Origin of the sequence: Paracoccus halophilus (assembly GCF_000763905.1) — a bacterium.
Classification (GTDB): Bacteria; Pseudomonadota; Alphaproteobacteria; order Rhodobacterales; family Rhodobacteraceae; genus Paracoccus; species Paracoccus halophilus.
Map to the genome: position 1 here is coordinate 1 of NZ_JRKN01000052.1, position 11246 is coordinate 11246.

The 11246-nt window shown below is 60.5% G+C and carries 12 protein-coding genes; 1 reads left to right on the forward strand and 11 read right to left on the reverse strand.

Features of this window, described 5'->3' with window-relative positions; genetic code table 11:
* The coding region (locus tag IT41_RS18245; protein WP_036743267.1) for an IS5/IS1182 family transposase at nucleotides 1-215 on the forward strand (215 nt) is incomplete at its 5' end.
* Between the two features lie 236 nt (nucleotides 216-451).
* Here IT41_RS18245 and IT41_RS18250 read toward each other — a convergent pair.
* From IT41_RS18250 to IT41_RS18300, 11 genes are all read right to left on the reverse strand, one after another.
* Entirely contained in the window at nucleotides 452-1576 is a 1125-nt protein-coding gene (locus IT41_RS18250) for a C4-dicarboxylate TRAP transporter substrate-binding protein (protein WP_175496461.1), read from the reverse strand.
* A 35-nt stretch (nucleotides 1577-1611) separates the two neighbouring features.
* Nucleotides 1612-2919, reverse strand: coding sequence for a TRAP transporter large permease (locus IT41_RS18255; RefSeq protein WP_036744058.1), 1308 nt, complete (start codon nucleotides 2917-2919; stop codon nucleotides 1612-1614).
* 1 nt (nucleotide 2920) lies between these two features.
* Complete coding sequence (locus tag IT41_RS18260) at nucleotides 2921-3442, reverse strand: TRAP transporter small permease (RefSeq protein WP_175496462.1); 522 nt, start codon at nucleotides 3440-3442, stop codon at nucleotides 2921-2923.
* Nucleotides 3443-3546: 104 nt separating this feature from the next.
* Nucleotides 3547-4959, reverse strand: a complete 1413-nt coding sequence (locus tag IT41_RS18265) for an MmgE/PrpD family protein (RefSeq protein ID WP_197056025.1) — start codon at nucleotides 4957-4959, stop codon at nucleotides 3547-3549.
* Between the two features lie 17 nt (nucleotides 4960-4976).
* Entirely contained in the window at nucleotides 4977-5729 is a 753-nt protein-coding gene (locus tag IT41_RS18270; protein WP_052081776.1) for an SDR family NAD(P)-dependent oxidoreductase, read from the reverse strand.
* A gap of 213 nt (nucleotides 5730-5942) precedes the next feature.
* Nucleotides 5943-6719: an IclR family transcriptional regulator gene (locus IT41_RS18275; RefSeq protein ID WP_197056026.1), complete on the reverse strand. Its 777-nt coding sequence runs from the start codon at nucleotides 6717-6719 to the stop codon at nucleotides 5943-5945.
* A gap of 121 nt (nucleotides 6720-6840) precedes the next feature.
* A complete protein-coding gene (locus tag IT41_RS18280) occupies nucleotides 6841-7758 on the reverse strand; it encodes an NAD(P)-dependent oxidoreductase (RefSeq protein ID WP_036744060.1) in 918 nt (305 codons plus the stop codon).
* 32 nt (nucleotides 7759-7790) lie between these two features.
* A complete protein-coding gene (locus tag IT41_RS18285) occupies nucleotides 7791-8552 on the reverse strand; it encodes a hydroxypyruvate isomerase family protein (RefSeq protein ID WP_036744061.1) in 762 nt (253 codons plus the stop codon).
* Entirely contained in the window at nucleotides 8549-9199 is a 651-nt protein-coding gene (gene otnC, locus IT41_RS18290; protein ID WP_036744062.1) for a 3-oxo-tetronate 4-phosphate decarboxylase, read from the reverse strand. The genes IT41_RS18285 and otnC overlap by 4 nt, the downstream gene beginning before the upstream one ends.
* On the reverse strand, nucleotides 9192-10463 hold the full coding sequence (otnK, locus tag IT41_RS18295; protein WP_036744064.1) for a 3-oxo-tetronate kinase: 1272 nt from the start codon (nucleotides 10461-10463) through the stop codon (nucleotides 9192-9194). Before otnK ends, otnC begins: the two co-directional genes overlap by 8 nt.
* Nucleotide 10464: 1 nt before the next feature.
* Nucleotides 10465-11246, reverse strand: a 782-nt coding sequence (locus IT41_RS18300; protein WP_197056027.1) for an NAD(P)-dependent oxidoreductase, incomplete at its 5' end; no start/stop codon positions are given.

Sequence of the window (11246 nt, forward strand, 5' to 3'; positions counted from 1 at the left end):
TGACAGACAAGGGGATAAAGGTCTGCATCCCCGGCCGGAAATCCCGTAAGGAGGCAGTCAAATATGACAAGCGCCGATACAAACGCCGCAACCGCATCGAAATCATGTTTGGACGCTTGAAGGACTGCAGGCGCGTGGCAACCCGTTACGACAGATGCCCGGAAACCTTCTTCTCGGCCATCGCTCTCGCCGCAACTGTCCTCTTCTGGCTATGAAAGTTAACGAGTCTGGAGCCTAAGAAACCCTGCAGATCAAGGCGAGCAATTCCTCAGCTTCATCGCCTGAAATCAATGAGATGTGAGTTGTTCAGAGTGGAATAATCAGAAATTTATTGAAATGCCGAAATATAATATATGAACTATATTTCGGTAAGAGTTTCTACTGTTTGGCGCTGGATTATATGATCCCGGCATAGCGTTGCGCTTATGCCGGGCGGAGATTGCGCAGATCGTCAGTTCATGCCGTAGGTTTCGACATCGATCTTGCCATAGATTTCCTGGTCAAGGAGTGCGGTGACCGCATCCACGTCGGAGGTGTCGATTCCAGCCAGCAAACCTTTCCATTTGTCCACCAGTCGGACCATGTCCTCGATCAGGGGAGTCGGATCATCGATGTTGCGCTTGGTTATCTCAGCCTGGGCGAGATTCTCGACGAAGTCGTCGCTGAAGGAAGTTAACGTAGCCATGTCTTCCGGGGTTGGCTCGGTCAGCGCAATATTCTCCTGCCGCGCAGTCTCGAAAGCCTCGTCGATCAGGTCAGACCATTCGATCAGGCTTTTTGCAGTGCTGCGCGAGAGCGCGCCCAGCATGGCGCGCCTTTCATCGACGCTGCGATCCTGCCAGAACGACTCGCTGAAGTAGTACCCGCCCGTCGGCAGCGAGCCCAAGGGCAACAGATAGACCGATTTTGCGATCTCGCTGAGCCGCCAGAACACGGTCAGGAATTCGGGGCTTCCCGCCGTGCAGTCCAGCGATCCGCGCTGCAAACCTGTATAGATTTCCGTCGGAGGCACGCTGACGACGGTTCCACCGATATGCTCGATGAACGCGATCTGCGCACCACCCGTGCCACGGATTTTTTTACCCTTCAACTCGGCCAGGCTGCTGATCGGCTCGCGGCAGATGATGTTCCAGATTCCGATCGTGTTGCCGCTGGCAAAGACCAGGTTGTTGCGCTGGATTTCCTGCTGCGCCTGTTCGTTGAAAAAGCGCAGTTCGGTTGTCGCGAAGGCGAGGGCCATCTGGTCGTCGCCGATGAAGCCGAGATCCGAGATGACATTGTCGTAAGGCATGTCGGAAGGGATTTGCGACGCGTTGATATTTGCGAGTTGTGCGACATCGCGCTGGAGCCCGACCAGCGTTCCCTCACCCGGCAGCAGGGAGCCACCAGCAAAAAGTTCGAACTCGATTTCGCCGCCGGTACGTTCCGCGACATCAGCGGCAAAATCGTCGATGAACGCAGCGACCGGTGAGTTGGCCGCGTTGAAAGTCGCGGCCCGGAAGGTCTCGGCCCGTGCCCCCGCCCCGGAAAGGCAAAGGCCAGCGGCCATGATCTTGAGCATTGGTTTGATCGTCATTCTTTCCTCCATGTTGCAGTTTCTGCGGTGATCGCTCAGCCCATCATGGCGGGCAGGAACAGGCTGATCGCCGGCACCAGCACGATGAGCAGCAAGGTGATGAAATCCGTCGCGACGAACCATGCGCCTCCGCGGATTACCTCGGTCAGGGACACCTGCGCACCCAGGGCGCTCTTGACCACGAAAAGGTTCAGTCCGACCGGGGGCGTAATCAGGCCGATTTCGAGAAGCTTGATGACAATGATACCGAACCAGACCATGTTAACGCCCATACCCTGAAGCACTGGATCGATAATCGGGATCGTCAGCAACATGATCGCCAGGCTTTCAACGAACATGCCGAGCACGATGTAAAGCACCGCGATGGCGGCGATAACTGCCAGTGTCGAGGACACGTTGCCTAGCAGGAAATCCGCGAAGACCATCGGCAGCGTCGTGAGGCCCAAAAAGACCGAGAACATGGTCGCGCCTATGGCGATGATGAACACGGTGCAGGTTCCCTCGGCCGTGGCGATAATGGCGCGGGCAAAGTCACGGCGAGACAGCGAGCGGCGCGCGAGCGCTATCAGGACGGCGCAGAAAGCGCCGATGGCCCCGGCCTCGGTCGGCGTGATAACGCCCGAGAAGATGCCGCCCAGAACACCGATGATCAGGATCGGCAGAGGCCACATGTCGCGCAGATGGCCCCAGATCTCTTGGCGCGTATGGACGCCCTTGTAGGCCGGCGCAAGGCTGGGGTCGATCATTGCGCGAAGGGTAATCATCACGATGAAGGCCAGGCCCGAGAGGATCCCGGGCAGGATGCCCGCTACGAATAATTGCCCGATCGAGGTATTGGTGAAGATGCCATAGAGGATCATCAGGATGCTGGGCGGGATCATCGAGCCGAGCGTGCCGGCAGCCGCCACCGATCCGGTGGCCAGCGACGGCTTATAATTCGCCTTGAGCATCTCGGGCACCGCGATGCGCGAAAAGGCTGCGGCCGTCGCGACACTGGAGCCTGAAGACGAGGCGAAAAGGGCAGAGGCAAGAACCGTGGCCGATGCAAGCCCGCCGGGTATCCGGCCGATGAATATCTTTGCGCTGGAAAACAGGCCGTTCGTCAGTCCTGCCTGCGCGGCGATAAAGCCCATCAGCAGGAACATCGGAACGGCGCTGAGGCTCCAGTTCGCGACGAAGTTCATGGGGATTGCCGTCAGGATCCCCCATGCGGCCCCGGTGCTGGTGATGACGCTGATGCCGATGAAGGACACGATGCCAAGCACGACCCCAACCTGCATCCGCATCATCAGCAGGACCAGCACGGCCACGATGCCAGCGATTCCGACCTCGATACGGTCCATGTCAGATGCCCTCCTGCTGACCGGGTACGGCGTCATCCGATGGATGAGGTGCAACGATGCCGCGCCAGTCGTTGCGGGTCAGGACCTGGCCCACCCGCAAGAGGCTGACCAGAAATGCGAGCGCGAAGCCAAACGGCAGGAAGAATGCAGCCGGCCAGACTATGATCGGGACCTGCCCGTCGACGAACTCTCCCTTGTGATAGGAATCGATGGCGTCCCAGAAGGACCTGTAGGCCAGAAGGCCGAAGAACGCGGTCTGTCCCAGGTAGGCGATTACCATGCAGAGCTTTTGTACTGCCGGGCCGAACATGTCGTAAAACAGATCGACGACAATGGCGTTGTTGCGCAACTCCACCAACGGCAGGGGCAGGAATACCGCCGCCAGCATGTAATAGCGGGCGACGATCTCGGCCGTGCCGGGAACTGGCCGGCCGGTCATGTTCTTCGCCGCCACGTCAAGGCAGACATGCAGCATCATCGCGACGAGGCAGATGCCGCTGACCCACATCAGCGCCTTTGCCATCAGCGACAATATCTTTTCGATATTCGACATCGAGCGACCTCCTCCTTCGCTGTCTGCGTTCTGTGATGCCCGGTCAGGCCGTCGGGCCCGTCCGGCAGGCGGGTTCAGGAAAGTGCAGTGATCACTGCGCCTATGTCGGCGCAGTCTTCCAGCGACCGTACTGTCCGTTGAACCGTTTCGATATTTGCAGCGGTGACGGGTTTGCTGGCGGCGCGGGCGCAGGCAGCGAATTTCTCCTCCAGTTGATCCCAGCTCAGCGGCTTCGTAGCCGCGCCCGGAACATCGGCGCCGAGCCGTTCGATGCGGCGCCCGTCTCTCATCGAGACTTCAATCTTTCCGTCCGGAAGTTTTGCGGTCCAGTTGAAGCTTGGGTCCGGGACAGGCACCACCTTTTTCGCAAGCGCCAGGACTGCCGCATCCGTCAGCGCTGCGCCCGAGAAGTCCGAAATCTCCATTCCTCCTTTGGCAAGGGACAGCGCGACCAGGAAGGGCAGGCTGAACTTGGCGTCGACCAAAGTGCCCGGCACCTGACGCTGATCCAGCGGGGTGCACATACGCTGCTGAAAATCGCCGACAAAAACCTTGACCTCGGCGATCTCGTCCAGCGCTATCTCGTTTTCGCGCATCAGTTCGATGGCGGCGTGGATATAGGTGTGCGCATTGCCCACCGCCGGCCAGTATTTATACAGCATGCCCGCGCTCAGATACTCCGAGCCTAATCCGTCCAGCATCTTCGAGCGGTCGAATTCACCGTTGAAATAAACTTGGAACAGACCGGCTTCGCCCTCGAATAGACGATTGATGCCGGTCATGCCTCGCTGCGCCAGCAGGACGGCATTCACACAGCCCTGTGCGGTAAAGCCCGCATACATTCCCCGCAGGTCGCTGCCGGTGCCGAAGATTTGTTCCATCGTTCCGCTGGACTGCATGCTGGCAATACCCAGTGCATGTGCCATCTGGCGAGGATTGAGCCCCATGACCCGGCCTGCAGCCGCGGTTGCCGAGAAACAGCCTATCGCCGTGGACAGGTTCCAGTCCATGTGCCAGCCGACATTGCAGCGCAGGCGGATGAACAGTTCTTGCCCGACAGCAATGGCGGTGATCATGTCCTGCCCGCTGACATGCCCCCTTTTCTGGGCGACTGCCAGCACTGCGGGAATGATCGAACTGTCACAATGTGCGCCCCAGGGCGTCTGGCTGTCGAAGTCCAACCCATGCGCCATGGCGCCGTTCACAAAAGCGGTGGCTCCGGCCGGAAGGCGGTCACCGAAACTCAGGACCGTTGCCTCTGGGGTGCCGCCGTTTTCGCGCACCAAGCCAAGGATCGGCTGGATTGCCGGCTCCATTCCGCTCGCGGCCAGCATCACGCCCAGAGTGTCTAGAAGGCTCTTCTTTGCAGCCTCGACAGCACCTTCTGGCAGATTCTCGAACCTGGTGTTTGCCGCGAAAGCGGCGAATTCGTGCGAAATGTCGCGGGGGAGCGGGGACATATCATTCATCGCGATTGTCGCTTCCATTGTCATTTTGCCAAGAATTACAGGCAGGCTGTCTGGCCGCCATCCACCGACACGATGGCGCCGGTCATGAAGCTTGCGTCCTCGGTCAGCAGGAACGCGATGACGGCCGCGATCTCATGCGGCTCGCCGATCCGTCCAATGGGATGGGCGGCGTTGATGCGTTCGACAGCAGCGGGGTCGTTCAGCATGTATTCGACCAGCGGCGTCTTGGTCATGCCGGGGGCGACCGCGTTGACACGTATGCCCAGCGGCCCCAGTTCAGGTGACATGGAACGGGTGATCCCCGAAATTCCGAATTTCGATGCAACATAGGACAGCCGGTTCGGCACCCCAAGTACGCCCGCGCCGGACGAAATGTTCACGATCGCACGCGGGACGGTATCTTCCTTTACCGCCTGGACAAAGGCCTGGCACATATTGATCGTGCCGTCGAGGTTAACCGCCATGATCTTGCGATGCGCCTCAGGATCGACATCCACGATGCTGCCTGCGCCGGTGATCCCCGCGCAATTGATCAAACCGTGCAAACCGCCATGGCGCTCGCGGGCATCCTGCACCAAGCGCCGCGCCGCGCCGGCGTTGCAAACGTCGAGAACGGCGCCCTCGATCCGGTCGCCGCCGATCTCGCCGGTAATCGCGTCCACGCCCTCTTGCGTGACATCGAGCGCGATCACGATCGCGCCTTCGTCGTGGAGTCGTCGCACGCAGGCTGCGCCGATACCGCTTCCTGCCCCCGTAACCAGAATGGCTTTTCCTTCGAAACGCATCATGTCGAACCGGTTCCTCCTATGCCCGCTGCGCGTCAATTTCTTATAAGAAATCTAATTTCATATGAGAAATATTCGGTCAAATATGTTTCGCTGAACTCACGCGACCTATCCAGCGAAAACGCGCGACATACACAAATAACATACTGATTATATTGTAATTTCATTACACCCTGGATGAAATCCTGGGTATAATGAAAGGTAATATCTCGCATATCAGAGCGCAGCGGCACCCGCCCCCATTCGCCGGGATAACTCTTGACAGGTCAGAACAAGAGCCTCACGCGCTTGAGGCACGGTGGCATTCGTCGGGCCGGTCAGGCGATGTATAAACGGTGTCGTCATCGCCGCGATGGGCTTGCCGGTATAGTCGACCACGGCGGCCGAGAGGTTGGTCACACCCTGAATCGTTAGCGATGCACCTTCGCAATAACCGGTTTCTCGGATGCGCGGCAAATCGGCCAGAAACCGGTCACGGCGTTCCGAGTTCCGCTCGCCGGCCATCCTCAGCAGGTTCTCCAGCGATGCCTCGTCCATCAACGCGGCCAAAACCCGTGCCGAGGCGGAATCGTAAATGGGTATCTGCGCGCCCAAGCGCACCGTGTTCAGGTTGTTGTCGGGACAATCCGCCTGTGCGATCACCAGAAGCCGTCCGGATTGCAGGATGCACATATGGACGGACTGGTTGATCTGGTTGGCCAGCCGCTGCATCGCATCTCCTGCGATGGTGGTCAGGCGGCGGATGGGGGGGTGACGATGCGCGACCTCGAACATCTTGGTCGTCAGCCGGTAGCGATCGTCATGGCCCAGTTCGACATAACCGCGCCGCCGTAGCACCACCAGCATCCGGAATATCTCGGGCGTGGTTCGCCCCAGAAGGTTTGCGATTTCTGCCTGCGTCTGCCCATCATCCGTCGAGGCGAGAAGTTCGAGGATATCCAGGCCCTTGTCGAGCGCAGGCGCGCGGTATTTTTCTTCGTCGGGCGGCAACACGGATTTTCCTGCTAGGGCTGCGGTGTGAATATGTCCTTTAAGCTATCCATCTTGTGCAAGAGTACTTGCGAAGGAAAGCGACAGCCCAAGGGCCGCCGCGGCCGGGGCGGATAGTGCCGTTTCAATCGGTCTCACCAAATCTGGCTAGGTCGACACCATTCAACGCTGCGACAAGGTCGCTCAGATACGGGACATAATCCTGACCGTGCCCGGTCGCCATGGCATGGGTATAGTACTGCCTGGCCGCGCCGGCCATTATGTTCATTACATCGGCATTTCCTGCCATGTCATTGATATAGCCTAAATCCTTGGCCGCATTCTCGATCGAGAATTTGTGCGAATCGCGGTTGCGGTCGACGACATATGCCATGAAGGTATCGAAGAACCCGTTACCCATACGGCTGGCGGCGATCACGCGGCGCAGCGTTTCGGGCGCAATACCAACCTTGGCGCCCAGTACTGCGACTTCGGAATAAAGCGCGCCGTAAGACAGGCCGATGAAATTCATCAGGAGTTTCATCTTGTGGCCCGCGCCGACCGGCCCGATATGTGTGATCGAACCGGCCCAGCATTCAAGGACCGGACGGATATATTCCAGCACCTCCTCGTCGCAGCCAACCATCGCGATCAACTCTCCGGCCTCCGCCTGCACCGGCGTGCCGCCGAGGGGTGCATCGACGAAACTTCCGCCTTTCAGGGCCAGTTCGGCGGCCAAGGCTTCGGTCGAGGCGGGATCGGCGGTCGAGGCGTCGATAACCACCAGTCCCGAGCGCGCACCCGCCAGGATGCCGTCTGGACCATGCATGACCGCCTCGATCTGCGGCGAGTTCGAGAGGCAGATATGGATGATGTCGCAGACCTCGGCCATTTGTCGCGGGCTTTCGGCCTCTTTCGCGCCCATGCCGACAAGGCTGTCGATGGGGGTGCGGTTGCTGCGGCCGCGTACCCACAGATCATAGCCGGCCTGGCGAATGTTCTTGGCCATGCCGTGCCCCATGAAGCCAAGACCGATAAAGCCGATCACCGGAGTTTCTCCCATATCTTCCTCTCCCAATTGCATCTGGCTTCGCATCAGGCGAAGCGTTTCATCCAGCCAAGACTGTCGTCGGTTCTACCTTCCGGCAGGTATTCCGCGCCGATGGGGCGGTCCCAGCCGAGCGCGGCTATCTCGCGCAGCACATGGTCATAGTTCAACTCTCCATGATCGGGTGGGCCCCTGTCAGGCACGGCAGCGATCTGGATATGGCCGACAAGATCCAGAGTTGCGGCAAGGCGTCGGATCACGTCGCCCTCGATGATCTGGATATGGTAGCAATCGAACATCATGCGCAGGTTTGGGGCTGCAACAGTGCGGATGATGTCGGCGGCCTGTCCGGTGGTGTTCAGGAAATAGCCCGGCGCATTGTAGGGGTTCAGCGGCTCGATCAGAATGGTGATGCCGTGCCTGGCAGCCGCCGCGCAGGCATAGCCGAGGTTGTCGATGAAGGCGGCGCGGGCGAGCGGCCCGCTGCTGTTGCCGGCCATTACATGAATCGCCAGCGTGCCGGTTGCACGGGCATAATCCAGCGCCTCATCGATGGCGGCGCGGGCCTCGCTTCTGCGGCCGGGCAGTGCCGATAGACCATTCTCGCCGATCGCTACATTGCCGCGCCGGGTGTTGATGCCAAGCATCGGCAGGTCCGTTTGCTCCAACGCGGCGCGGGTATCGGCGGCGGGAATATCGTAGGGCCAGTGGCATTCGACTGCCCCGAACCCCGCTGCACCGGCTGCGCGTATCGCGTCGGGCAGTGGGCGGTCGTTCCACAGAAAACCGAGATTGGCGGAAAACTTCATACGTCCCACTCGATATCGAAGATCGTAACGATGTCACGGATATGACCCGCGTCAAGCATCCGCGGATCAAGTCCGCGCGTAAGCAGGGCCAGCCGGGCCGTAGCCTCAAGCTCCTCGATGGCGTAGCAGGCGGCCGCAACATCCTTGCCGGCAACTACGGGGCCATGATTGGCCAGCATCACCGCACTGCGCCTGCCGGCAAGGCCGCGCACCGCCTCGCCCATTGCCGGATCGCCGGGGCGGAAGATCGGCAACAGCTTGACTCGGCCGAGTTGCATGATCGCATAGGGTGTCAGTGGCGGCAGGAAACTATCCTCATCGGCGTCAGGCAGCATCGATAGCGCGACGGAATGGCACGAATGAAGATGGACGACAGCGCCCGTCTGACTGCGGGTGTCGTAGAATGCGCTGTGCAATGGCATTTCCTTGGTAGGCTTGTCGCCCTCAACGAAATTGCCGCTGGTGTCGAATCGTGACAGCCGCGCCGGATCCAGCCGTCCGAAGCAGGATCCGGTGGGCGAAACCAGCAGGCCCCCATCCCCCGTCCGGGCCGAGATATTCCCCGTCGATCCGCCGGTAAGGCCACGGTCGAACATCGACCTGGCCAACAGGCATATCTGCTCACGGAGGCGCGCTTCCTCAGTCATTGCCCAGAACCCTCAGCGCGTCCTTGAAAAATGTCGGCGCGCCGAAGTTACCCGATTTCAACGTGATCGCGATGTGCATGCCGGCACTTTCGGCGAAACACCATGGAACGCCGGGGGCGATCTCCTGCCCGATATTCAGACGGTCGATCCCAAGCCCCTTGGCGACCGCGCCCGATGTTTCGCCGCCGGCGATGACAAAACGCCGCGTGCCGGCGTCACGCGCAGCCACGGCGCAGGCAGCAAGTGCTTGCTCGACCACCTCGCCCGCGCGATCGCGCCCGAGTTCATCCTGAGCAATTCGGACCTGATCAGCCTCGGCCGTGGCATAAATCAGGGGGGTGACGCCGGGGTCCTGCCTTGCCAGCCAGGCCTGTGCCGCGCCCGCCCCATTCCGGTTCAGTTCGACAGGGTCCAGGCGATAGGCCGGATGGCCAGCCTGCAGGAAATCCGCAACCTGCCGATTGGTCATCGACGAGCAACTTCCAGACAGCACTATGGCCGGGCCGTCCTCGAAGCGCGCCGCTGCTGCCGGGGGCGTGGCTGTGATAAGGCCCTGGTCGCGCCACAGCCCGGGCAGAGGCATCGCCACTGCGCTGCCTCCGGTCGTCAGCACCATATTGGCGCAGGCTTGCGCAATCACATGCAGGTCCTCGTCTGCGACTGCATCCAGAATCACATGTGCCACCCCTTCGGCGGCCAGACTTGACAGCCGCGCATGCAGTGCCTCGGCTCCTTTCGCGACGGTCAGGCGGTTCGCCAGTCCGACGCGTCCCGTCACCTGCGTCGCAAGCAGGCGCATCAGATTCGAATCGCGCATCGGTGTCAGCGGATGGTCCTTCATCGGACTTTCAGCCAGCGGCTGTTCTCCCACGAACAGGTTTCCCATGAAGATGCTGCGCCCGTTTTCGGGAAAGGCGGGGCAATAAGTCGTCTGCTCGGTGCCGAGGTCCCGCATCAGCGCCTCGGCGACCGGACCTATATTGCCTTTTTTCGTCGAGTCGAAGGTCGAGCAGTATTTCCAGAAAAACCTTTGCGCGCCGGCGCGCCGCAGCCACTCCAATGCCGCGCGCGTCTGCGCCACCGCGTCCTCGACAGGGGCAGTGCGGCATTTAAGTGCAATGATCTCCAGAGCGGCGGTATTCTTTGGCGCCTGCGGCGGGACGCCCATGCGCAACGATACCGGCACGCCGGATCGCGCCAGCAGCCCGGCCAGATCCGTCGCGCCAGTCAGGTCGTCGGCAATTGCGCCGAAGAAAGTGGTCATCCTAGCGGTCCTCGCCTGAAGAGGCCGCAGGCAGGACCATCCCTGCATTTCGGGCATAGACCTTTGCCACGGCTGCATCGTCCTCGCGTCCCAACCCCATGCCTGAGGCAGCGATGAATTGCTGAAGGGCGGCCGCCGTCAGCGGGGCTGCGAAATTTGATGCCCGTGCGGCATCCAGCACAATCCCCAGGTCCTTGGGCCAGATATCGACCGCCGAATGCGGCGTGTAATCGCCCGCGACAATATGGGGCGCACGGTTTTCCAGCATCCAGCTTGTGCCGGCGCAATTTGGGATCACCTTGAGAAATGTCTCTGGATCGATGCCCTGGGTCATGCCGAAGGTGATCGCCTCGGCCATGGCGGCGATATGGGTGCCCGCCAGCATCTGATTCACGGCTTTCATGGCCGAGCCCATGCCGGGGCTGTCGCCCATCTCGAAGACCGTCTCGGCACAGGCATCCAGCATCGGGCGCGCGGCGGTGAAGGCCGCTTCAGTCCCCGAGGCCATGATTGCAAGCTTACCCTGCGCGGCCTTGACAGAGCCACCCGAGATCGGCGCGTCCAGGAAATGCACGCCCTGTTTTGCCAGCCTTGCGCCGATCTCACGCGCGAAGGCGGGCGGCACAGTAACGCAGCAGATGACAACAGCGCCTGGGTGTTGATTTCCGCTGAGAATTGACCCGGTAGCCTCCCGAATTTCCACTGAGAATTGACCCATGTGAACACGTTGCCCTGACGGATTCGGTCGGGGAGATATGGAGTGATTGACATGGGATTTTTGAG